Origin of the sequence: Alterirhizorhabdus solaris (genome assembly GCF_007785815.1) — a bacterium.
Classification (GTDB): Bacteria; Pseudomonadota; Alphaproteobacteria; order Sphingomonadales; family Sphingomonadaceae; genus Alterirhizorhabdus; species Alterirhizorhabdus solaris.
Window position 1 is genome coordinate 65,135 of record NZ_VNIM01000003.1, and the last position, 23,994, is coordinate 89,128.

The following is a 23,994-nucleotide window of genomic DNA, read 5'->3' on the forward strand; positions in this document are numbered from 1 at the left end:
TCGACCCGAATCATCCGAAACGGATCAATGAGATGATCCGCCGTTTACCCATTGCTAACCACGTTTGAAAGCGATGTCGAAAGCATCCCTCTGCCATCATTCTAACGGGTTCAATGGTTAAAGGCGCGGTGAGGAGTGGGCAGGCTTTCCTCCGTCGTCCGCGATGTCCGTCACGGAAGGCAGATCATTCTGGGAGCTTCGGTGGTGCTGGCGCTCGCGCTCGGCGGCATCCTGGCCATTGCCCTCGCCGGCATCTCGATGAACCGGGATGCCGTCCGCAACCAGACCCAGCTCGTCGACAACGCCCTCAGCCAGGGGGTCGTGGATGCGCTCAACGGCGTCCAGACCGTGGCTTTCTGGGACAATACGGTACGCAAGCTGCAGGCCCGGCCGCTCGACAAGGCGTGGCTCGACTACGAGATCGGCGAGTATCTGACGCAGGTCTATGGCCACAGCGCGGTGTGGATCCTCGACCCTGCCAACCGCCCGGTCTATGCCTATACCCCCGGCGATGCGGCGCACGCCGCCCGGCTGGGCGAGTTCACGTCCGATCTGGATGAACTCGTCGCCGTCGTCCGCGGCGGGCGGGAAGACGGGCGGCGGATGCGCAACGCCTCGTTCCGCAGCAACCAGAGCCGCTATGCGCAGAACTCGCTCGGATCGCGCGGCAACTGGACCGCGCACATCGTCGCCAACCGCGGACAGGCCGTGATCCTGTCGGTGATGACGATCGTGCCGTCCACCAACCAGGTGACGATCCAGGGCCGCCCCTTCCTGATCGTCACCGCCGTGCGGATCGGCGCGAGCCAGCTTCGCGGGTTCGCCGATTCGCTGCTGATCCCCGACCTGCGGGCCGTGCCGCTCTCGGCGCCGCCCCGGCTGTCAGGCCGGTATATCGTCACCTCCGATCGCGGCGTGCCGATCGAGCGGTACGAATGGACCGCCCGCGTGCCCGGCGCGATGCTGCTGCACTACGTGCTGCCGCTGTTCGTGGTCGTCACCCTCATCGCCGGGCTGCTGCTGCTCGTCACGCTGCGGCGGATGCAGACCATCTCGGTGTCGCTGGTGGACAAGGAGAAGGAGGCGAGCTTCCTCACCAACTACGATCCGTTATCGTCGCTGCCCAACCGCCGATTGTTTTCGCAGAAACTGGATGCGGCGCTGGCGACACCCGAAAACACGACGCTCGCTTTCTGCGATCTCGATAATTTCAAGACGATCAACGACACGCTCGGCCACGAGCTGGGCGACCTGCTGATCCAGATCGTCGCCCGCCGCCTGCGTGAGAGCTTTCCGGAGTGCGTCGTCGTCGCGCGTTTCGGCGGCGACGAGTTCGCGCTGATGCATTCGGAACGATGGCTGTCGGTGGAGGAGTTCGGCGCGCGCATCCAGCAGGCGTTCGCCGAGCCGGTCGATCTGGGAGGCACGCCCACGCGGATCGGCATCTCGGTCGGCATCGTGACCGCGCCCGAGCATGGCCGTGACGCGACCGACCTGATGCGCAACGCCGACATTGCGCTCTATCAGGCCAAGGATGCCGGCCGGGCGCGCTGCGCGATCTACCATCGCGGGATGCGCGACCTGATCTTCGTCCGCAAGGAGCGCGAGGCGCGCATCGTGCAGATGCTCGAGAGCGAGCGGTTCGAGCTGCACTACCAGCCGATCGTCGATATCCGCACGGCGTGCGTTTCCGGCATGGAGGCGCTGCTGCGCTGGCCGTCGGACGATCCGATGCCGATGTCGCCGGCCGAGTTCATCCCCATCGCCGAGAGCGCCGGGCTGATGGTGCAGCTGGGCGACTGGATCATCCGCCGGGCGTTCGCGGATTCACTGCGCTGGCCCAAGCTGTGGATCTCGATCAACCTGTCGCCGTTGCAGATCAAGGCGCCCGACCTGCTCGACCAGCTCGAGCGCCACCTGCGCGCCACCGGTGCCGATCCCCGCCGGATCATGTTCGAGATCACCGAGGGGCTGCTGCTCGATTCCACCAGCCGCACGCGCCAGACCCTGCACGGCATCCGCGCGATGGGGTTCCGCATGGGGCTGGACGATTTCGGCACCGGCTATTCCAGCCTCAGCTACCTTCAGGAATTCACCTTCGACAAGCTCAAGATCGACCGCAGCTTCATCTGCGACGGCAAGCTGGAGGAGCCGCGTTCCGCCTCGCTGGTGAAGGCGGTGATCGATGTCGGCCGGGCGCTGGGCATCGAGGTGGTGGCCGAGGGGGTGGAGCATATCAAGGAAGCGGTGATCCTCAAGATGCTCGGCTGCGACCAGATCCAGGGCTGGCTCTACGGTCGCGCGTTGCCGCCCGCCCGGGCGACCGAGCATCTCGCGGCGCTGACCGAAACCCTGCGCGACCCGCCCGAAACAGGCCCGGCGCCGACGCTTCGACTGCTGAGTTCGTGATCCGCCGGCGGACGATCGCGGCGGGTGCCGTGCCGGTGGCGCTGATCGTCGCGGCGACCGGGCCGGCGATCGCGCAGGACGCGGGCGAGATCGTGGTGACGGCGCAGCGCCGGGTGGAGCGCCTGCGCGACGTGCCGGCTGCCGTCACCGTGGTATCCGGCGCGACGATGGAGGCGGCGGACCTTTCCGACGCCAAGGCGATCATCCGCTTCACCCCCGGCTTTTCCGGCGCGGCGGACAATAATTTCGTCGACGGCATCGCCATCCGCGGCATCGCCTCCAACGACTACGGGATCGGCGGCGATCCCTCGATCGGCGTGTTCCGCGACGGCATCCACCTCGGCCGCACGGGCACCGCGATCACGACCAGCTACGATCTGGCGCGGATCGAGGCGTTGCGCGGGCCGCAGGTATTCCTGTTCGGCCGCAATGCCATTTCGGGCGCGCTGGCGATCGTCACCGTGGCGCCCGATCCCGATCGCGCCGGGGGCTATGCCAGCGCGCGGCTGGGCACGCGCGATCGCCACGAGGTGCAGGGCGCGTACAATGTGCCGCTGGGCGACGGCTGGGCCTTCCGCCTCGCCGCCGACCGCGAGACGGAGGACGGATCGACCCGCAACGTGGCGCTGCCCGACGCCCGCCGGCTCGGCTGGCGCAATGTCGCCGCCGTGCGCGCCTCGCTGCTGCACCGGGGCGAGACGACGACCGTTCGCCTCACCGGCGAATATGAGCACCGCCGGCTGAGCGGCGCGGCCCACCGCGCACAGGACGATACCGAGGTGTTCGCCACGCTCGCTTCCGTCGCGCCCGATCTGGCGATCGGCGGCGGGCGGCGCGATGTGGACAGCGACGTGCGCGCGCCCGTCGATGCAACGCGGGTCGGCTCGCTGACCCTGCGGATCGACCATGTCGCCGGCGACTGGACGTTCGCCTCGCTCACCGGGGTGCGCGCGCACCGCTATCGCTATCTAGAGGATTACGACGGCACGCCGCTGACGATCGACACCTACGGTGTGCGTCAGCGGGGCGATTACGCCAGCCAGGAATTCACCGCCGTCTCCAGCGGCGGCCCGGTGACATGGAGCTTCGGCGTCTCGGCCTATCGCGAGCGGATCAGGAGCGTCCACACCAATGCCATCGCCGAGACCATCGTCTGCGGCCCGGCCTGGGGCTACACCGATTGCGACGCGCTCACCGCCGATTTCTACGGCACCCCCTACGTCCCCTCGCCGGATGGCACGCTGACCGACATCAATCGTGCGCGTGGCGCCAACCGGGGCGTCTCCGCTTATGGCGCGGCCGACTGGCAGGCCACCCCCACCCTCACCCTCGGCGCCGGCGCCCGCTGGACGCGCGACCGCAAGCGCTTCGACCTCGACGTGCCGCCAGTGGCGAGCTCGCTCGGCAACATCTTCCTCTCGACCTATCATACGGACGGCTACGTGCGCGCCGCCAGGACGTGGGACGGCCTCTCGCCGCGCCTCACCCTGCGCTGGCAGCCGAGCCGGGCGTGGACGCTCTATGCCAGCGCCACGCGCGGCACCAAGGCGGGCGGATCCGGCACGTTCAGCCTCCCCGGCCCGGGCGCGCTCGACGATTACGGCCCCGCCCCCGCCGGCACCCGGCCGGACGACTACGGCGAGGAGAAAGTGCGCAGCATCGAGGCAGGCGCCAAGGGCCGCCTTCCCGCCGGGCTGGGCACCGCCGCGCTCACGGTTTTCCACTACATCTACGACGATCTGCAGGCCAACGTGTTCGATCCGGTCACCCACAGCACGCAGGTCGTCAACATCGGCCGGGTATATGGCAGCGGCGTGGAGGCGGAGGCGACATTGACGCTGGGCCGCCATGTCGACCTGACGATCGAGGGCGCCTATATCCACACCCGCAAGACGCGCGACCGGGAATGCACCGCGCGCGACTGCGGCGGCCTCGGCAACCCCGCGCTCTCCGGCGGGGCGATCCTGCGGGTCCATGCCCCGTTCCGCGGCGGCGAGGCGTATGCGCAGGGCGAGGCCAGCTATGCCGGCCGCGCGCGCCGATCGTTCGACGATCGCGGGTTCGGCCGGGTGCCGGCCTGCGGCCGGGCGGACATGCGCGCGGGCTATGCCGCCGATGCCGGCTGGACGGTGGAGGGCTATCTCCGCAACGTGACCGATGCGATCTGCTACGCCGGGGCGGACAACGGCGGCGGCACATCCCCCGCGACGCGGTGGGCGCCGATCCTCGCGCGCTCGGCCGGGATGACCGTTACCCGCCGCTTCTAGTCTTCGGCCGCGCCCGCGCCCGGACGCCGATGAAAGCCAGATCCGCATCCTGGGCGGAAAGCGTGCGGCGCTTCCACGCCGGGCGATCAGGCCCTAGAGGCGCGGGATGACCGGCAGACCCCGAACGGCCGTGCGCCGCCCCGCCCCGCCCCGGCGCTGAACAGATGCTGTTCGGCCTGCTCACCGCCCTGTTCTGGGGCGTCACCGATTTCCTCATCAAGCTGCTCGGCGGCCGGCTGTCGCTGAAAAGCTCGCTGGTCTGGACGCAGGGTGCCTCGGCACTGGCGGTGCTGGCGCTGGTGCTGGCCGGCGGACGGCTTCCCCTCGCCGGCCTGCCCCCGTCGGTGCTGCCGATGCTGCTGGCAGTCGCCGTCACCAACGCGTTCGGCCTCGGGTTGCTCTACGCCGCGTTCCAGAACGGGCGGGTGGCGGTGGTGGCGCCGGTGATCGGTTCCTACGCCATCGTCGCCACCGCGATCGGCATGGCGACCGGCACGGAGGCGGTGTCCGCGCCGCTGCTCGTCACGCTGGCGGTCATCTCGGCGGGCGCGATGCTGGTGATGCTGGAGTCGGGCGGCGACGGTGGCCTGCGCCCGCGCGCGGGGGCGGCGGCGGCGGCGGGCAGCGCGTTGTTCAGCGGCCTCTCGATCTGGCTGGCGGCAGTCCACGTGCTGCCGACGACGCCGGTGGCGGACGTGCTGTTCGCCAACTTCGCGCTGCTGGCGATCGCCGCCGCCCTGTGGCCTGCGGGACGGATCGAGCGGCCGGTGGGCCGCGTCACCTGGGCGATCATCCTCGGCATCGCCGCTGGCTGCGTAGCGGGCTACGGTTTCTACAACGTCGGGCTGGCGCGCGGTGGCATCGCCGTGGTGAGCGTGCTGGCCACCCTCTCCAGCGCCGTCACCACGCTTCTCGCCGCCGCCGTGCTGAAAGAGCAGGTGCGCGGTATCCAGCGGCTCGGCCTCACCATCGTGCTGCTCGGTCTGCCGCTGCTCGCGCTGATCCGGGAGATGCCGGCCGGCTGACCGGCCTCAATGATACCAGACGTTCGGCTCGACATAGGTGCCGATCCCGCGTTCCAGATCGATTGTCACCGGCGCCAGCCCGCCCGCGATCGGGAACCGGCCCGATGCCTCGTACCGCTGGCCGGACCACGCCTCCCAGAAATTCACCGGCTTGCGGATCACCATCGATTCGCGACACAGGCCCACCATTCGCCCGCCGGCCCCCTCGTGGCTGCGCAGCCACGGATCGAACAGCTTGCCGTCGTCCCGCCGCCACGTCACGTAGTCGGCGATGTCGATATCGAGGTGAAACTCGCGCATCGTCGGCCGTACCGGCAGATAGGGCGTGCCCAGCCCCTTGCTCTCGGCGAGGTTGCGCATCGCCCCCAGCACCACCCGCGCCAGCCCGCGGTTGCGATAGGCATCCGGCACGGAGACGGAGAGGCCGACTACCATGTTCGGCGCACGATCCACCGTGGCCGCCGCCTGCCTCAACGCCCAGTCCCATCCGCCGTCCGGCAGGGTCGACAGGTCGTCATGATAAAGCGGTATGAGGTTGCCCGTGGCGACGACGAAGTCCCGCTGACGGTCGACGACGGCGATCTGATAGTCGGGATACCGCTCCATCAGGTCGAAATAATGCACGAACGGATCGCTGAAGTTCAAGAATCCGAGGCGCGCCCACACCGCCTTCTCGATATAGTCCGCCGCGTCCGCGATCTTCGGAGACTCCGCGAACGTCGTGATAAGCAAATCTTCCATGACCCAGCCACCCCCTGCTGGACCCCGACCGGGACAGCCGGCGTCCGTTGCTTATGCGTCGATTAAGCACGTTGAACCAACCCAGGTAAAGCACTTCGGTCGGCCGGATCGGGCGGAAGGCCCGCCCGCGTTGATCCTCGATTAACCGCGCCGTGCGACAACCGTGCGTAGCCGCCGGACGCCGCGGCGCGGAGAAACTGTTGATGTCCAGGGTTGTCGCCCGCGCCCGCATTGCCGCCAAGCCGGCGATCTGCCCGGCCGTGTCCGTGCCGCGCACGATCAGCGGCTGCGCGCGCGCGCTGCTCCGCTGGCACGGCATCGACCCGCTCGATGCGGAGAGCCGGACGACGGCCGGGGTCGCCGCCTCGATCACCGTCGCGGATGTCCGCTGTATCGATGGCCACCTGACGATGACGCTCACCCTGCCGATGCCCTACGGCGATGCCCGCATGACGATACGCACCGGCGACGGGGCGAGCATCACCTTCCCCGGCATGACCCTCTCGTCGGCCGTGACGGCGGCGACCATCGGCCGGCCGATCGGGCGGCTCACCGGCAACCGCGCGTTCGACGGGCTCGACTTCCTCCGCGTGACGGCCGTGCGACAGGGGGAACAGGCCGGGCGCGCCGCGACGATCCTCCTGTTCGACGACACGGCGGATGCCATCGCCGGCCCGCGCGAGACAGCAGGCTCGCTCCAGTAGGCCGCTCGCCGAAACCGACCATCGCCACCGGCGAGCGAGAGTAGACGCCGGGGCGCTGCCACGCACAACAGGCAACGCCGCTGCCTTTGTGGCGCACAATCGGTTTGTGACGGGACACCGTCGATCCGTTCCGGGCAACCACCCCCGTACCGCAGCAGGATACCGCAACGCGCGACGCCCGGATTGCGGGACAGCCGTTCGGCCACCCTCCCCGAGACTCGATCGCCTTGACCCGATGCGCGCGATCCGCAGACCGCAAATCATCAAAACTGCCCTATCGTGCATAATATAATAGGCGCAGTCATCCGTCCGTGGCATGAAACGTCAAGCCGAAGACATCGGCGGCGGGAGGGGACCGATGGGGATGCGGACATTCGCGACGATGTCGCCCGGCGATGACAGATCGTCGAACCGGCCGGAGGTGCTCAAGTGAGCGCGCCGGCCGACACCAGAACCCCGTACCCCAGCCCGGCGCTCGCCTGGCTCGGCGTCGCCATCCTGTTCTTCTTCTACATCCGCTCGCTGGCCGACCGCTATCTGATCGCGCTCGTCGTCGATCCGATAAAGCAGGACCTCGGCCTCTCGGATTTCCAGATCAGCCTGTTGCAGGGCCCTGCCTTCGCCGTGCTGTACTGCCTGTTCGCGATTCCGGTCGGCCTCGCGCTCGATCGCTACAACCGCCGGTGGGTGCTGTTCGCCGCGGTCGTGGTATGGAGCGTCGGCGCCGCCGGTTGCGGCTTCGCCGGCAGCTTCATGGCGCTGGCGGTGGCCCGCGCGCTCGTGGGCGGGGGCCAGTCCGGCTTCTCGACCGGCGCCTATTCGATCATCGGCGAGAGCTTCCCCCCGTCCCGACTCTCGCTGGCGATGTCGATCTTCGTGATGGGCGGGATCATGGGCGCCGGCATCGTCTTCCTGCTGGGCGGCCCGTTCGTGGAGTTCGTGCTCGGTGGCGGCGTCGCCGGCTGGCCGCTGATGGGCCATTTCCGGCCATGGCAGCAGGTATTCGTACTGACCGGCGTGCCGGGCATCGCCGTCGCCGCGCTCGTCTTCCTCGTGACGGAGCCGGCCCGCCAGGCCCGGCCGGCGGCGGTCGATGCCGGCGGCTACGGCGAGGCGATCCGTTTCCTCGGCATGCGCAAGCGCCTGTTCTGCGCGATCCTGCTCGGCTTCGGGATGCTCTACACCAGCACGATCTCGCTGCAGCTGTGGTTGCCGGCCTATTTCGTCCGCGTCCACGGGTGGAGCTATACGCGGATCGGCGTGGTGCTCGGCATCGTGCAGATGCTCGCCGCGCTCAGCCTGCCGGTCCACGGGTGGATCGTGAACCGCTTCTACAAGGCGGGACGCCGCGATGCGCCGCTGTTCTGGTGCATCATCGCGATCGCGATCGCGGCCCCGGCGATCACGGTGGCGCTGCTGGCGAGCAACCCGTGGGTCACGGTCGTCATGTTCGGGATCTACCTGACCTTCATCCTCTCCTCCGCCTCGATGGGGCCGGCCGCCACGCAGGTCGTCACGCCGCAGGCGCTGCGGGGGCGCGTCTCGGCGATCTACGTGCTCGTCACCGGCCTGATCGGCATGGCAGCCGGCCCGTCGCTGGTGGGCTTCCTGACCGATCACGTCTTCGGCTCGCCCAGGGCCGTCGGCACCTCGCTGCTCACCGTGGTGCTGGCCGCGCTGATCCCCTCGGCGCTGCTGTTCCTCAGGGGGCGCGAGGAGATGCGCTTGGGGGCGTGATAAATCTGCAATGGTGAGCAACTTTCATTGGAACCACCGTTGACAAGCCAAGGCGCCGCCCCGTAAAACTGCATGGTAGGTCAAAAATAAGCGGATGGCTCAATCCGCTCGTGCCACGGGGAGAGAGAGAATGCGTCGCCTAGCAGGGTTCCTGATGAGTAGCGCGGGTCTGGCCGGTCTGGCCGCACCCGCCCTGGCGCAGGAGCAAGCCGCTCCCGCACCGGCGACACCGTCGCCCGCGACCACCGAGGACCAGACGGCCACGCCCGCGGTTTCGGCCACCGCCAGCGCGAACGACGATGCCGCACGCCCCGCCAGCGACATCGTCGTGACCGGTTCGCGCATCGTCCGCGACGGCTATACCGCGCCGACCCCGGTGACGGTCGCCACCACGGCGGAACTCGTCAAGACCACGCCGTCGAGCATTCCCGACGCGCTGAACAAGCTGCCGCAGTTCTCGAACTCGCTCAGCCCCGCCCGCTCTGCCAGCAACTTCTCCGCCGTGCCGATCCAGGGCAACGTGCTCAACCTGCGCAGCCTAGGCATCCCCAGCAACAACCCCAAGGGGCCGCTGCGCACGTTGATCCTGTTCGACGGCATCCGCGTGCCGCCGACCACCTTCGTCGGCACGATCGACACCAACGTGCTGCCCGAACTGCTGATGCAGCGGGTCGACGTCGTCACCGGCGGCGCATCGGCGGCATGGGGTTCCGATGCGGTCGCGGGCGTCGTCAACTTCGTGCTCGACAAGAAGTTTACCGGCATCAAGGGCGTGGCGCAGGCGGGCGTCGCCCAGCGCGGTTACAATGCCAGCCAGCGCCTCGGTCTGGCCGGCGGCTGGGATTTCGCCGGCGGCAAGGGCCACGTCCTGCTCAGCGGCGATTATCTCAACAACGACGGCATGGACCGCAACGATCGCGCCATCGGCCGGCTGAACGCCACCTACGTGGGCAGCAACAGCGCGCTGTGCGCACAGGCTCCCGGCGCGCAGTTGCGTACCTGCTCGGCGGCGCCGGGCACGCAGATCAACCCCTATACCATCGCCACCGACGTGCGCATCTCGGCGCTGGCCGACTCGGGCCGCATCGTCGGCTCCAGCGTGACGGGCAACCCGTTCGTCGGGCAGGTGATCGGTCAGGGCGGCGCGACCCGCACGTTCAACCTGGGCACGGCCGTCGGCACCACCGGCTTCCAGCAGGGCGGCGACGGTTACAAGATCCCGGACAACACCAGCGCGATCGTACCGACCCGCAACTACCAGAGCTTCGGCCGGCTGAGCTACGAGATCACGCCGGACGTGACCGCCTATGTGCAGGGTGTCTATTCGCGCGCCGAGGCGCAGTTCATCACGCAGGCCAACGCGCTGGTGCCGCCGGGCGAAACGATCACGATCTACCGTGACAATCCGTTCCTGCCCGCCAACATCCGCGCCACCTTGCCGACCGCGAACGATTTCGTGACGTTCGGCCAGTATAGCGCCGGCCAGCCGCAGCCCGTCGCCCGCAACAAGACCGATTTCTGGATGGCGACCGCCGGCCTGAACGGCACGTTCGGCGATTTCAAGTGGAACGCATCGTACACCCACGGTGATTCGACGCTGACCAGCCGGGTCGACGGCCTGTACGACAACCGCAAGCTGTTCGCCGCGACCGACGTGGTGTCGGTGAACGGCGTGCCCACCTGCCGCGTGCTCACCACCGCCGCGGCCGGCGCCTTCGGCGGCTGCACCCCGCTCAACGTGCTCAGCGGCAATCCGGCGGCGGCGACGCCCGCAGGATACGCCTATGCCACCGGCACGTCGCGCTACCGTGCGAAGATCAAGCAGGACTCGGTCGTCGCCAGCATCAGCGGCAGCCTGTTCGATCTGCCCGCCGGCCCTGTCGATGTCGCCATCGGCGGCGAGTATCGCAAGCAGACGCTGGATCTGGTCAGCAACGCCGACCCGGCGGGGCTGGACACGACGGCGGAGCGCACCGCCTATTTCGCAGGGCTGCGCAACGTGCCGGCCGGCGCGCTGTATTACTGGCTCACCAACGTGGGCGGGGCGAACGGCAGCCTGAACGTGAAGGAAGCGTTCGGCGAGATCGCCGTGCCGATCCTGAAGGACACCCCGTTCTTCCAGGAACTGAGCGTCAACGGCGCGGTGCGCTACACCGATTATTCCTTCAGCGGCACCGTCACGACGTGGAAGGTGGGCGGCACATGGAAGCCGATCACCGACGTGCTGTTCCGCGGCACCTATTCGCGTGACATCCGCGCGCCCAACCTGTTCGAGCTGTTCGCCGGCCCGCAGAGCGGCGTGGGTATCGTCAACGACGCGCGCAATTCCGCCGGTACCTACGGTTCGGGCCAGAACATCAACGTCAGCAGCCTGACCAGCGGCAACGCGAACCTGAAGCCGGAGGTGGCGAAGACGCTGACGGCGGGTGTCGTGTTCTCGCCGGCCGCGATCCCCGGCTTCTCGCTTGCGGTCGATTACTACCGCATCCGCGTGGGCGGCCTGATCGAGCAGTTGACCGCGCAGGAAATCCTCACCGGCTGCCTCAACGCCGGCGGTGCGGGTTCGCCCGAATGCGCCCAGATCGACCGCGCCACGCCGACGAGCTTCCCGACGGTGGTGCGCATCCAGCCGGCCAACAGCGCGTTCCTGAAGACGGCGGGCATCGATATCGATGCGAGCTATCGCACGCAGCTGGGCGAGGGCGCGCTGTCGCTGCGGCTGTATGCCAACTATCTCGACAAGTTCGTCGCCCAGCGTTTCGCCGGGGCGCCGCTGTCGCGCTACACCGGGGTCAGCGTCGTCGGCAGCAATCCGGCCGGCTTCCCGCGCTGGCGCGGCAACTTCACCGTCGATTATGCGATCGGCAACTTCGGCATCACCCTGTCGGAACAGTATATCCACAAGATGCGGCTGGATATCCCGCCGGGCGTCGCCAACCCGCTGCTCGCCAGCGGAGGCGTGGTGCCGGTGCTGCCCGCCGCGTTCGTGAACGACAAGGTCAAGGCGGTCGCCTATACCGATCTCTCGATCCGCTACACCGTGCCCCACGGCGACGGCAACATCGAGCTGTTCGGCACGGTCAACAACCTGCTGGACAAGGATCCGCCGCTGATCCCCGGCACGATCCCGGGCGTGAACATCCCGACCAACATCGCGGTGTACGATTTCGTCGGTCGCGCCTTCACCGCCGGCGTGCGCTTCAAGTTCTGAACGGGGCGGACGGCGCCGGCGGCCACAAGGCTGCCGGCGCCGTCGTCGTATCCGGCGTGTATCGCCTGGGTTGCGGGCGCACCGGCGTCGTCCTGCCTTGCATGCCAGCCTGTCAGGCCGGGCCGCGCCCCTCGCCCGCCGCGACCATGCGGGCCACCACCGGATCGATGGTCTCGAGCACCTTCTCGCGGATCAGTACGTCGATCTCGTGTTCGCCAAGCCCGAGCCACTCGCGCACCACCTCCCGACTGTGCTCGCCCATCAGCGGCGCGGGGCGCGCATCCGGCTCCGCCAGCAATTGCGAGACGGCATGGCGGCGTTCGGCGACGACCGGCTCGTTCATGTGCGGGTGTCGATCGACGCGGAAGAACCGGCGCTGGCGGTAATAATCGAAGTCGGGCAGGTCGGCGATCCGCAGCATCCGCGCCGCCGGCACCCCGGCCGCCTGCAACGCATGCATCGCCGTGTCCGCATCCTGCCCGGCCATCCACGCGGCGACGTCCCGCTCGATGGAGGCGCGGCGCGCGCGGCGCTGCGCGGCGGTGGCGAGATCCGCCCCCTGCCAGTCGGGCCTGTCCAGAACCCGCGCCAGCGATGCCCAGTCGCCATCGTGGCGCACGGTGACGACGCACCATTGATCCTCGCCCGCCGCCCGGAACACGCCCCACGGCGCATCCGGCGGCCCGTCCGCCGCCAGGCCGATGCTGGCGGCCGCGATGTCCGTGGCGAAATGGCTCAGCATCACCTCCAGCTGCGAGATGCCGGCACGCCCGCCGCGCCCGGTCCGCAGGCGGCGGGTGAGCAGGGCCAGCACGGCGATGGCGCCATAGCGCGCACCGACATGATCGGGATAGATCGTGATCGAGTCGCTGTAGCTGGCCGGATCGTCGGCATAGCGCCATTGCGCCGTCAGCCCCGCCGCCGCGCGGACGAGCGGGCCATAGCCCATCCGCCCCGCCCACGGCCCGGTCGATCCGAACGCGCTGCTTTCCACCATGACGATGCCGGGGTTGATCGCGGCCATCTCGTCATACCCCAGGCCCAGCGATTCCATCGTGCCGGGCTTGAAGTTGGAGAGGATCACGTCCGCTCCGGCGGCCAGCCGGCGGAACAGCGCCTTGCCCTCGGCGTGGCGCAGGTTGAGGCCGAGGCTGCGCTTGTTGCGATGGCCGGCGGCAAAGCTCACCGACAGGCCGGTCGGCAGGTAGGAATGGCGCGTGCCATCCGGAAAGGCGGATGATTCCACCTTGATGACGTCCGCCCCTATGTCCGCCAGCAAGCGGCTCTGCTCCCCGCCGACGACGATCACGCCGAGATCCAGCACCTTCAGCCCCGCCAGCGGACGCCGTGGATCGGCCGGCGGCGTTTTCGACCGCCGGCCCGCCTCGACCGCCGGCGACGGGGGCGTCGTCGGGGGCGCGAGCGCGCTCATCCGCACCCCGTCGATCTCGATCACGCCGTCGGGCAGGCGGAAGTCCGCCCCGCCGGTGGTGGTGGCGGTCGCGATCGCGTGACGCTCGACGAGGTGCGGCGCATCGAGGCATTCCGCCAGCGAGTTCAGGCCGGAGATGGGGACACCGCGCGCGGCGCCCTCGCGTTCCAGCTCCTCGCGCGTCTTGTCGGCAAGGAAATCGGCCAGCGCCGCGAGCAGTGCCGCAGACCCCTGCCGCACGGCCGTGTTGTTGAACACGGGGTCGGCGAACTCCGCCGGCTCGCCCATCCAGCGGAACATGGTCTGCCATTGCCGCGGTGCCAGCAGGCACAGCCGCACGTCGCCATCGGCGCACGGCAGGATCGGATACTGGAATCCCTTCACGGGCCGGCCCGGCGGCAGATGCACGGCCGCCCGGCCCAGCGTGGCGCTGCCCGATATGCCGTACCCCGGATCGAGCGCCTGCATCGCCGCCTCCACCAGCGAGACGTCGATGCGGTCGCCCCGTCCGGTCAACTGCGCGGCATGGAGCGCGGCCATCCCGACATAGGCCGCCTGCGCCATCGCGCATTGCAGCGCCAGATCACCGGGCGGCAGCAGCGGCGCCCGCCCCTCGATGCCGGAGCGCGACAGTTCGCCGGTCAGCGCGTGGAGCACCGGATCGGTCGCCTGCCAGTTCGTATAGCCCGACCCGGCGCCGAACATGCTCACCGTCATCACCACGGTCGCATCGCGGCGGTCCGGCCGCAACAGTGTCGCGATATCGGGCGATCGCAGGCCGGTGACGATCAGGTCGGAGCGGTTGGCGAATGCCGCCAGCCCAGTGTCGTCCCCCGCCTCCACCAGCGTCTTGCCCAGATCGTCGATCCGCCGTCGCAGATCCGCGCGGGACGGCACCGCCGTATCGCCGGCCGGGCGCGGCGGGACCGGGCGGATCACCTCGGCGCCGAGTTCGGCATAGATCCTGGTCACGCCCGCGATCCCGTCGTCGAGCAGGTCCAGCACGACCATGCCGGACAACGGCCGGTCGATGGCGGCGGACGATGCCGTGGCGTCGGTCATGGGCATGTTTCCTTCGGGCGGCGGTTCACGGCACGGGCGTGCCGGGGGCGAGCGGAACGCCAGCCTCGTCGCGCGCGATCGCGCGGGCGTAGGCTGGCCGCTCGGCGAGGCTGTCGAACCACGCATTCAATGGCGGGGCGACGCGATCGACGAGGCCGATCTTGCGCGCCAGCAGGATCGCATAGGCGACGGCGATGTCCGCCACCGTGAAGCGGTCGGCGCACAGGAACCGCCGCGTCTCCAGCCGGCGCGCCACCTTGGCCTGCCGTTTGGCGAACCAGTCGGCATAGAGTTCGCCGGCCCGCTGCAACCCCAGATGCGGCTCCAGCACGGCGTAACGCAGATACACGGTCTGCGGAAAGGTGAGGGTCGCATCGGCGTGGTGGAGGAAGTCGAGATACGGCCCATAGTCCGGCTCGTCCGGCTGCACGGCCAGCGTGTCCGGGGCGTAGCGGGTCGCCAGATATTGCGCGATCGCCGAGGATTCGGTCATCACGACCGCGCCGTCCACCAGCGTGGGCACGGTGCCGACGGGGTTGAGGTCCAGATAACCGGGCACCAGCCGGCGGGGCGGGAACCGCAGCTCCCTCAGCTCGCACTCGAGGCCGATCTCCTCGATCGTCCACAGCGCGCGCAAGCCGCGCGACCCGCCGCAATGATAGAGTCTCACGCGTCCCTCCCCCGTGCCGCTCAGGGCAGCATCGCCACGCCCGTCTCTCCGGACCAGCGCCCGTGCCAGTAGGCCATCCGCCGGGCATGAGGCGCCGTCGCGATCCCGCTGGTGTCGTCCGTCATCAGGACCGCGGGCCGGCCCGGGGCCACGCACGGCCAATCGGGCAGGCCGGGGCCGTTGGGGTCGCCGGTGGCGATGAAATTGTACCAGTAGCGCTGCTGCCGTTCGGCGACCGCCACGTCGTCCGCACTGCGGCGGGCATCGTCGGCGAAGATGTAGGGCATGTCGGCGCAGTGCGACGCGCCGGGCTTGCCGCCCCGCCGGGCAGCCGGCACGTAATCGAAATGATAGGCCCACGTCGGCGCGCTGCGGGCGGCAAAGGAAGCGAGGCCGAGGCTGGCCGAGGTGAACAGGAAATCGGTCTGCACCCGCCGCAGCAGTTCCGCATCGGAAAGCGGGCCGTCCTCCTCGTACACCCCCCGCACCTCGCCGAGATCGATGCCGAAGCGCGCCCGGAGCGTCGCGGCATCGAACCCCATCATGCCGAAGATGCTCGCCTCGTTGCCGGTCGATCCGACGATCAGCGGCACGGGCGCGCGCCGCCCTTCGGCAAAGCTCACGGCGATCGGGCGCGTGATGAGATGCCCGTCGATGATCGCGCCGAAATCGGGCGGGCCGGGATCGCCCGCCAGGATCTCCTCCACCGTCAGCGCGCGCAGTTTTTCCAGCACGGCCGGATCGTCGGGCGCGATGCCGCAGCGTCGGGCAAAGGCGATCCCCTCCGCTTGCGCGCGCGCCAGCGGCCGCGCCGCATTGAACAGGCCGCCACCCGAATGGCAGGCCGCCGCGGCGAACAGGCCGTGCGCCACTTCGGTCGTCAGCAGCGCGTTGACGCTGGAGCCGCCCGCCGAACAGCCGAGGATGGTGACGTTCGCGGGATCGCCGCCGAACCTCGCGATGTTTCGCTGCACCCAGCGCAGTGCGGCGATCTCGTCGCTCAGCCAGAAATTGCCGGTGCCCCGCCCCGCCTCGGCGGTCAGCGCCGGATGCGCGAGGAACCCGAACCGACCCAGCCGGTAGTTCGCCGACACCAGCACCACCCCGCGCCGCACGATCGGCGACAGATCCTTGTCGGCGATATAGCGACCGGAGCCGACGAAGAACGCCCCGCCGTGGATCGAGAACAGCACCGGCAGCCCGGTGCCGCCCACATCGGGGGTGACGATGTTGAGCGTCAGGCAATCCTCGCCCTGCGGCACCGGCGGCGCACCGGGCGAGACGGCCTGCGGGCAGGCGAAGCCGAAACGGCTCGCATCCAGCGTACCGGACCATGCGGCGGCCGGCTGCGCCTCGCGCCAGCGCAGCGGCCCCACCGGCGGTGCCGCGAACGGGATGTCCCGGAACGCCGCTGCCCCGCCGCCAAGCGAAACGCCGCGCACCGCGCCGAGATCGGTCATGACGACGGGTGCATCCGCACCGCCGGAAAGCGCGGGCGTCTCGTTCAGGGTGTCAGGCACGCTTCCTCCCTCCTGTCCCGCCTGCTCTTTTCGGCGACCGGGACATCGGGGCAGCGCCCCGCCCGTTGAATGAAGGGCGGTGGGGAAGAACGCAAGGAATATTGCACGATAGGTTGGTTTTACCCGGCCAGCCGCCGCGCCCAGCGCACCATCGCCACGTCGATCATCTTGCCGTCCAGCACGCCCACGCCATCCGGTGCCGCCGCCATGATCCGCCGGGCAAGGTCGTGCTCGGCATCGGTGGGCGAGAAGGCCGTGCCGATCGCGTCGAGCTGCGCGGGGTGGATCGCCGCCTTGCCCCAGAAGCCGGTGTCGCGCCCCGCCCGGCATTCGAGGACATGCCGGTCCGGCTCGTCGATCGCGAAGAACGGTGAGTCGATCGCGGCGATCCCGGCCGAGGCGGCCGCGTTCACTACCGTCGCCCGCGCGAAATCGGGGCGGAAGACGCCGACCTTCTGGCCGAGATCGGCGGCATAGTCGGCCGCGCCGAACAGCAGCGCGACGAGGCGCGGAGTCGCCCCGGCGATGTCGGCGGCGCGCGCCACGCCGCGCGCCGATTCCACCAGCGCGGCCAGTCGCGCGGCGGACCCCGCCTCTTCCAGTACGCGGGCCGCCAGTGCCAGTTCGGCCGGCTCCTCCGCCTTCGGCACGAGCACATAGTCCGGCGCGCGTGCGAGGCGGGACAGGGCCACCAGATCCTCCAGCCCGACGCCGCGACCGAGCGGATTGATCCGCACCGCGATTCGCTGACGGACGGCGGGCGCGCCCGCGAGCCAGGCGACGACGTGCCCGCGCGCCTCGACCTTGCGCTCCTCGGCGACGGCGTCCTCAAGGTCGAGGATCAGCGCATCGGCGGCGCTGGCCGCCGCTTTGGCGAAGCGATCCGGGCGCGAACCCGGCGTGAACAGCCAGCTGCGCGGCACGGCGCCGCCGTCCGCGTTCAGCATGTCACCGTCGCGATCATGTTTTTCGTTCCGCCCTGTTCGGTCCACAGCGTCGCCCCCGAGCCGGTCGGCGCGCCGCAGACGTGCAACATGGTGCCGTCGAACGCCGGCTGCTGCCCGCGAAAATCGAACGCCGTGATCGGCGCATCGAGCCGGCGCGCGGCCAGCCCGGCGAGCAACGTGGCCTGCAACGGCCCCTGGACGACGAGCGCCGGATAGGCTTCCTCGTCCATCGCATAGGGCCGGTCGTAATGGATGCGGTGGCCGTTCATGGTCAGCCCCGAATAGCGGAACAGCAGGACGGCATCGGGGAACACATCCTGCCGCCACGCCGCGCCGGCCGGCTCGACATCGCTACCTGGCGCGGCGACCGACCCCGGCGACGCGGCCCCCTTGTACACGATATCCTGCTGCTCGATCACCGCCGGCCCCTGCCCGCCGGCCAGCACATGCTCGACCGTCACGAACACGAGGTCGCCGCTGCGCCCGCTCTTCGCCTCGACCTTGAGGATGGTCGAGGTGCGCGTCACCCGTTCCCCCAGGATCAGCGGGCGGACGAAGCGAAGCCGCCCGCCGGCCCACATCCGCCGGGGCAACGCGACCGGCGGCAGGAACCCGCCGCGCGCCGGATGCCCGTCGATGCCGAGCCCCTCGGGCGGGCGCACGTCCCAGAAATAGAGCCAGTGGTGGAGCAACGGCAGCGGCGCGCCGCAATCGAGCCGGGTGGCGTCGCCCAGCGCCGCCAGCAGCGCACTGGATCGGGCCGGATCGAGACTGTCCGGAACCTCCTCGGTGCGGCCGACCCAGGCCGAAAAGTCGTCGCTCATGCTCGTCTCACCCAGTTTGGGGATGGTGCGTTGCGCCCCGCCCGATGCCTTGCCGGAACAGGCGCCGTCCCGGTGCGGACGGCTGGCAGTCGCCCCACTGCCAATTCTGCTCCTACATGCACTTTTCACCACCGCCCCCGCCTGTCAATGAAATGTATCCGGCCGCAGGGGGGCCTGCCAAAACAGTTGCGGTCGCCCCCCGGGAGATGCAATATATTGACCTGTGGTGCAGAAAGTGCCCCGAGGAGAGAGCCATGTCGTCCGCCCCGCTCGCGGCCGCCCCGCCGGGCCATGCCCCGTCAGGCGATGCCGTGCCGCCCGCCGCGACGGAGACGGCCTATCCGACGCCGGCGATGGGCTGGCTCACCGTCGCCATCCTGTTCCTGCTCTATATCCTGTCGCTGACCGACCGGAACATCATGGCGCTGATGGTCGGCCCGATCAAAGCCGACCTGAAGCTGTCCGATCTCCAGATCAGCCTGTTGCAGGGGCCGGCCTTCGCGATCCTGTTCTGCATCTGCGCGCTGCCGGTGGGCATGGCGCTCGATCGCTACAGCCGCCGGCTGATCCTCTACATCTCGGTGACGGTGTGGAGCATCTCGGCGGCGTCGTGCGGCCTCGCCAGCAGTTTCATGATGCTGTTCGTCGCCCGGGCCGGGGTAGGCGCCGGCGAATCCGGCTTCGGCACCGGCAGCTATTCGGTGGTGGGCGACAGCTTCCCCCCGCACCGCGTCTCGCTGGCCATGTCGATCTTCATCATGGGCGGGGTGATGGGATCGGGTATCGTGCTGCTGGTCGGCGGGCCGATCGTGGCGGCGGTGATGGCCGGCGGGCCTTCGGTGTGGCCGGTGTTCGGCCCGCTCCAGCCCTGGCAGGAAGTGTTCATCATCACCGGCACGCCGGGGCTGCTGCTCGCCTTCCTCGTCTTCCTGTTCCGCGAGCCGCCGCGCCGGCGCAAGTCCGCCACGGGCCACAAGGGCTATGGCGAGGCCGCCGCCTTCCTCGCCGCGCGCAAGCCGCTGGCGGTGGCGATGTTCGCCGGCTTCGGCATGGCGCAGGCCGTCACGATCGGCTTCCAGTTGTGGACGCCGAGCTATCTGGTGCGCGTCCACGACTGGGCGCCGGGGCGGATCGGCGTCGTGCTGGGCATCACCCAGATCGGTGCCGCCGCACTGATGCCGGTGCATGGCTGGATCGTCGATACGCTGTTCCGGCGAGGCCGCCGCGACGCGCACCTGTTTTGGGCGATGACGACGCTGCTGCTCGCCGCCCCGTTCGGCATCGCCGCCTTCCTCGTCGCCGATCCGTGGATCACGGTCGCCTGCTACGGCGCATTCATGGCGCTGATCCTGTCCACCGCCGGCCTTGGCCCGTCGATCGTGCAAGTCGTCACCCCACCGCTGCTGCGCGGCCGCGTCTCGGCGCTGTACGTGCTCGTCACCGGCATCATCGCGCTGGCCGGCGGGCCGGTGCTGGTCGGCCTCATCACCGATCTGGTGCTGGGCGACGAGAAGAGGGTCGGCACCTCGCTGATCCTGATCGTGATCGCCGTGCTGCTGCCGGCGGCGCTGCTGTTCCGGCTCGGCGGGGCGACGATGCGCCGCTCGCTCGCCACCCCTCAAGGATAACCGATGACCGATCATGACGCGCTGCTCGCCGCGACCCCCACGCAACTGCTGATCGACGGGCGCTTCGTCCCCGCCGCCTCGGGCGAGACGTTCGCCACGCTGAACCCCGCCACCGGCGCGGCGATCGCGCAGGTCGCGCTGGGCGGCACGGAGGATGTCGATCGCGCGGTCGCGGCGGCACGCGCGGCGCTCGATGGCGCGTGGGGGCGGATGAAACCGGCCGAGCGGCAGGCGATCCTGCTGCGCCTGGCCGATCTCGTCGCGCGCGATTTCGAGCCGCTGGCGCTGCTCGATACGCTGGAGATGGGCCGGCCGATCACCTCGACCCGCGCGATGCAGGATATCGTCGTGCGCGCGCTGCGTCATTTCGCCGGCCTCGCCACGGCGATCCACGGCCAGACGCTGGCCAATTCCTTCGCCGTCGAACTGCTGTCCTATACGGTGAAGGAGCCGATCGGCGTGGTCGGCGCGATCATCCCGTGGAACGGGCCGTTGTTCAGCGCCGCGTGGAAGATCGCGCCCGCGCTCGCTGCCGGGTGCACCATCGTGCTGAAGCCGGCGGAGGATGCCTCGCTCAGCCCGCTGCGGTTCGGCGCCTTATGCATGGAGGCGGGCGTGCCGGCCGGCGTCGTCAACATCGTCACCGGCATGGGCGCGACCGGCTCGGCGCTGTCGGACCACCCGGACGTGGACAAGATCACCTTCACCGGATCGTGCGAGACGGGGCAGAAGATCATCCGCCAGTCGGCCGGATCGGTGAAGCGGGTGACGATGGAACTGGGCGGCAAATCACCCAACATCCTGTTCGCCGATGCCGATCTGGAGCGCGCGATCCCCGCCGCCGCGATGGGCGTGTTCAACAACGCCGGGCAGGTCTGCGCCGCCGGCACGCGGCTGTTCGTGGAGCGGCCGATCTACGAGGAAGTCGTCGCCCGCGTCGCCGCCTTCGCCGACACGCTGCGCGTCGGCCCCGGCCTCGATCCGGCGAGCCAGATCGGGCCGCTGGTGTCGGCCCGCCAGTATGCGCGGGTGCAATCCTATCTCGATGCCGGGCCGGAGGACGGCGCGCGCCTCGTCACCGGCGGGCGGCGGCTGACCGATGGCCCGCTCGCCACCGGCCATTATGTCGCGCCCCCGGGGTTCGCCGACGTGACCGACGACATGCGGATCGCCCGCGAGGAGATTTTCGGCCCGGTCATGTCGATCTTCCCGTTCGACGGGTTCGACGAGGTGATCGCGCGTGCCAACGCCACCCGCTTCGGCCTGGCCGGCGGCGTGTGGACGCGGGACATTACCAAAGCGCACGCCGCCGTGCGCCGCATCCGCGCCGGCACCGTGTGGGTGAACCATTATTTCGCGATGGACCCGTCCGTGCCGTTCGGCGGCTACAAGATGAGCGGCTACGGGCGCGAGGGCGGCTTCGAGCATGTCGAAAGCTACCTCAACACCAAGAGCGTGTGGATCCGGACGGACTGACCCGCGCCGATAGGCCGCGCGGCTCAGTCGGGCGCGTGGCCGTCCGTCTTCGCGGCGTAGCTCGGCCGCTGCATCTGGAACTGGTCGCTGCCGCGCTGATACCAGCCGGCGCCGTGCGTGCGCGCGATCAGCTTCATCGCCGGCGTATCGAGGTGCATCCGCTTCACATCCGAGACGAACTCGTCGCGGATGTGGGTGACGAGGACTTCGGCGATCACCACCGTCTGCCCCGGATAATCAAGCAGATCGAGCACCTTGCACTCGAAGCACACCGGCGCGCTGACGATCAGCGGGGCCGAGACGCGGGCGGCGGGCATACTCTCGATCCCGGCCAGTGCCAGCTCGTTCACGCCGCGCGGGGAATCGATCGCGGTCAGGTTCATCCGTTCGCCATCGGCCTCGCTGACCAGCGCCACGACGAAATCGCCGCGCGCGCGGATATACGCCGCCGTGTCCTTGTCGTTTCCGCCGACCTTTATCAGCCCGAGCACGATCATCGCCGGATCGCTGCCGAGCGCATTGAAGAAGCTGTGCGGCGCGCAGTTGGGCACGCCCGCCTCGTCCACAGTCACGGTCCAGCCGATCGGCCGCGGCGTGATCGTGGAGTTCATGATCTTGTAGCGGCTGCCGAACGGGAGATCGGCCATGTCGAACTGCATCGTCTTACTCCGCTGCCGGCGCGCGCCGCGCCTTTGCTTGCGCGATGAACGCGTCGCGTGCGCGCGCCACCTCGTCGCCGGTCTGGCAGATCGCGCAATAGGCCAGTTCGAGCGCGTGGCTGCCTTCGAGGCTGCTCTCCTGCGCGCCGTGGATCAGCCGCTTGGCCAGTTCGGTCGCCTTGCGGTTGCCCTTGCCGGTGGCGCCAAGGAACGCGGTCGCCTCGCCCAGCGCGGTGCCCTTCGCCACGATGCGGCTGACCAGCCCCATCCGTTCCGCCTCGTCGGCGGCGATCGTGCGGCCCGACAGGATCAGTTCGGCGGCGCGATAGCGGCCAAGCTGGCGTTCGAGGAGCCACGCCGCGCCGCCATCGGGCACCGTGCCGTAATCGATGAAGGGGGCGCCGAACTTCGCGTCGCCGGCGGCGAACACCAGATCGGCGGACAGCGCCAGCGCCCAGCCGATGCCGTACGCCCCGCCCTCCACCGCCGCGATCACCGGCATCGGCAGGCGCCGCAGCCGCGCGACGATGCGCTGGCCCATCTCCAGCCGCTGCGCCGGGGCGAGCGCGCCCTCGCCCCGCGCGGGGGGCAGCTTCACGTCGCCGCCGATGCAGAAGAAACCGCCCGCGCCGGTCACGACCAGCCCGCGCGCCGGCGTCTCCCGCTCCAGCGTGTCGAGCGCGGTGGCGAACGCCTCCCACATCTCGAACGAGACCGAATTGACGGCATGGCGACGATTGAGCGTGACGATGGCGACATCGTCGGCGGTCCGCTCGAACAACAGCGGCATATCCTCGCCCATCCGGTGGCTCCCTCTTGCCCGTTGCCCGAGGGCTTATCCGCTTTGGGGGGGTGGCTCAAACGAAATTGCACCGCCGTATAGATTTCATTCCGACGCCGGTGTCTCCATGGGCGTCACCAGCGGGGCGGGAACAGTGAACCGCCCCTCGCTCAGGTCGCGGATCATCTCCTCGATCTCCGACCGCGCCGCGCCGCGCGTGGCGCCCAGCATGAAGGTGAGGTAGCTGGTCAGCAGGTTCGGCACGAAATCCTCGTCGGCGATCAGCCCGCGCGCCCAGTCGTTGATCGTCGCATATTCGAAACGGACGATATCGTTCGCCAGCGTCCCGGCATCCACCCACGGCTGCAGCTGCCGGCGCTTCTGCAGGTTGTGGATCCACTCGAGGTTCGATTCCACCGCGATCGAATGCATCGCCTGCCAGATATCCGGCACCCCGTCCGGTCCGAAATAAACCGCCATGATGGCGCGGATATAGTTGCGGATCTTGCGGTTGCGCCGACCGACCGCGACGATCCGCTCGACGTTGCGCTGCAACGTGCCGACCTCGCCCTGATACTGGATGCGGCTGAGATACTCGAGGAAATACTCCTGGATCGCCGTCGCGATCAGCCGCTCGCGCGTCTGGAACGCGTTGTACAGCGTGCGTTTGGCGACGTGGGCGCGCTCGCACAGCTCGTTCATGCTGAAATTGCCGATGCCCTGCTCGGCGATCAGCGTGCGGGTTTCCTCCAGGATGCGCCGCCGCCGCTCAAGGATGGCCGGGCTGGAATACGTCAATGGTTTCTCGCCGGATTCACGCAAACTCAGTCATCCCGATACTACCCGACTTCATTATCAGGTGGGGGCAGGATGCGTCAAACCCGCACGGCCGGGCAGATTA

Annotated in this window: 17 protein-coding genes; 8 read left to right on the forward strand and 9 right to left on the reverse strand. The window is 69.4% G+C overall.

The genetic code is table 11. From position 1 onward, the window contains the following. Nucleotides 1–201 precede the first annotated feature (201 nt). From FOY91_RS01615 to FOY91_RS01625, 3 genes are all read left to right on the forward strand, one after another. Complete coding sequence (locus FOY91_RS01615) at nt 202–2,409, forward strand: putative bifunctional diguanylate cyclase/phosphodiesterase (protein ID WP_145147442.1); 2,208 nt, start codon at nt 202–204, stop codon at nt 2,407–2,409. Continuing rightward, complete coding sequence (locus tag FOY91_RS01620; protein WP_145147444.1) at nt 2,406–4,676, forward strand: TonB-dependent receptor; 2,271 nt, start codon at nt 2,406–2,408, stop codon at nt 4,674–4,676. Before FOY91_RS01615 ends, FOY91_RS01620 begins: the two co-directional genes overlap by 4 nt. 164 nt (nt 4,677–4,840) lie before the next feature. After that, nucleotides 4,841–5,701, forward strand: a complete 861-nt coding sequence (locus FOY91_RS01625; protein WP_145147447.1) for a DMT family transporter — start codon at nt 4,841–4,843, stop codon at nt 5,699–5,701. Between the two features lie 6 nt (nt 5,702–5,707). On the opposite strand, the gene FOY91_RS01630 is transcribed toward FOY91_RS01625, so the two are convergent. Then, a complete protein-coding gene (locus tag FOY91_RS01630; RefSeq protein WP_145147448.1) occupies nt 5,708–6,442 on the reverse strand; it encodes a GNAT family N-acetyltransferase in 735 nt (244 codons plus the stop codon). A gap of 203 nt (nt 6,443–6,645) precedes the next feature. On the opposite strand from FOY91_RS01630, the gene FOY91_RS01635 reads away from it, so the two are divergent. From FOY91_RS01635 to FOY91_RS01645, 3 genes are all read left to right on the forward strand, one after another. Continuing rightward, nucleotides 6,646–7,146: a hypothetical protein gene (locus tag FOY91_RS01635; RefSeq protein WP_145147450.1), complete on the forward strand. Its 501-nt coding sequence runs from the start codon at nt 6,646–6,648 to the stop codon at nt 7,144–7,146. A 429-nt stretch (nt 7,147–7,575) separates the two neighbouring features. Continuing rightward, on the forward strand, nt 7,576–8,883 hold the full coding sequence (locus tag FOY91_RS01640) for an MFS transporter (RefSeq protein ID WP_145147452.1): 1,308 nt from the start codon (nt 7,576–7,578) through the stop codon (nt 8,881–8,883). A 154-nt stretch (nt 8,884–9,037) separates the two neighbouring features. After that, complete coding sequence (locus FOY91_RS01645) at nt 9,038–12,094, forward strand: TonB-dependent receptor domain-containing protein (protein WP_238995170.1); 3,057 nt, start codon at nt 9,038–9,040, stop codon at nt 12,092–12,094. A 112-nt stretch (nt 12,095–12,206) separates the two neighbouring features. Here FOY91_RS01645 and FOY91_RS01650 read toward each other — a convergent pair whose 3' ends face one another. The 5 genes from FOY91_RS01650 to FOY91_RS01670 all read right to left on the reverse strand — a co-directional run bounded on the left by FOY91_RS01650 (nt 12,207) and on the right by FOY91_RS01670 (nt 18,549). Next, a complete protein-coding gene (locus FOY91_RS01650) occupies nt 12,207–14,588 on the reverse strand; it encodes a CaiB/BaiF CoA-transferase family protein (protein ID WP_145147456.1) in 2,382 nt (793 codons plus the stop codon). A 25-nt stretch (nt 14,589–14,613) separates the two neighbouring features. Beyond that, the gene (locus FOY91_RS01655; RefSeq protein ID WP_145147458.1) at nt 14,614–15,258 is read right to left on the reverse strand and encodes a glutathione S-transferase family protein; all 645 of its coding nucleotides are present in this window, start codon (nt 15,256–15,258) and stop codon (nt 14,614–14,616) included. Nucleotides 15,259–15,278: 20 nt separating this feature from the next. Further along, a complete protein-coding gene (locus FOY91_RS01660; RefSeq protein WP_203234458.1) occupies nt 15,279–16,778 on the reverse strand; it encodes a carboxylesterase/lipase family protein in 1,500 nt (499 codons plus the stop codon). Between the two features lie 119 nt (nt 16,779–16,897). Next, nucleotides 16,898–17,725 carry an aldolase/citrate lyase family protein gene (locus tag FOY91_RS01665; protein ID WP_145147460.1) on the reverse strand — a complete coding sequence of 276 codons (828 nt, stop codon included), beginning with the start codon at nt 17,723–17,725 and terminating at the stop codon, nt 16,898–16,900. Further along, complete coding sequence (locus tag FOY91_RS01670; RefSeq protein WP_145147462.1) at nt 17,719–18,549, reverse strand: HTD2 family dehydratase; 831 nt, start codon at nt 18,547–18,549, stop codon at nt 17,719–17,721. The genes FOY91_RS01665 and FOY91_RS01670 overlap by 7 nt, the downstream gene beginning before the upstream one ends. 254 nt (nt 18,550–18,803) lie before the next feature. On the opposite strand from FOY91_RS01670, the gene FOY91_RS01675 reads away from it, so the two are divergent. Together FOY91_RS01675 and FOY91_RS01680 are read left to right on the forward strand one after the other, a co-directional pair. Further along, the gene (locus FOY91_RS01675) at nt 18,804–20,177 is read left to right on the forward strand and encodes an MFS transporter (protein WP_238995171.1); all 1,374 of its coding nucleotides are present in this window, start codon (nt 18,804–18,806) and stop codon (nt 20,175–20,177) included. 3 nt (nt 20,178–20,180) lie between these two features. After that, nucleotides 20,181–21,653, forward strand: a complete 1,473-nt coding sequence (locus tag FOY91_RS01680) for an aldehyde dehydrogenase family protein (protein ID WP_145147464.1) — start codon at nt 20,181–20,183, stop codon at nt 21,651–21,653. Between the two features lie 23 nt (nt 21,654–21,676). Here the strand turns inward: FOY91_RS01680 and FOY91_RS01685 are convergent, their stop codons facing one another. The 3 genes from FOY91_RS01685 to FOY91_RS01695 all read right to left on the reverse strand — a co-directional run bounded on the left by FOY91_RS01685 (nt 21,677) and on the right by FOY91_RS01695 (nt 23,891). After that, the gene (locus FOY91_RS01685) at nt 21,677–22,312 is read right to left on the reverse strand and encodes a flavin reductase family protein (RefSeq protein WP_145147465.1); all 636 of its coding nucleotides are present in this window, start codon (nt 22,310–22,312) and stop codon (nt 21,677–21,679) included. A 4-nt stretch (nt 22,313–22,316) separates the two neighbouring features. Further along, nucleotides 22,317–23,114 (reverse strand): enoyl-CoA hydratase/isomerase family protein, encoded by a 798-nt coding sequence (locus FOY91_RS01690; RefSeq protein WP_145147467.1) that lies wholly within the window; start codon nt 23,112–23,114, stop codon nt 22,317–22,319. A gap of 84 nt (nt 23,115–23,198) precedes the next feature. Continuing rightward, complete coding sequence (locus FOY91_RS01695; RefSeq protein WP_238995172.1) at nt 23,199–23,891, reverse strand: TetR/AcrR family transcriptional regulator; 693 nt, start codon at nt 23,889–23,891, stop codon at nt 23,199–23,201. Nucleotides 23,892–23,994 lie beyond the last annotated feature (103 nt).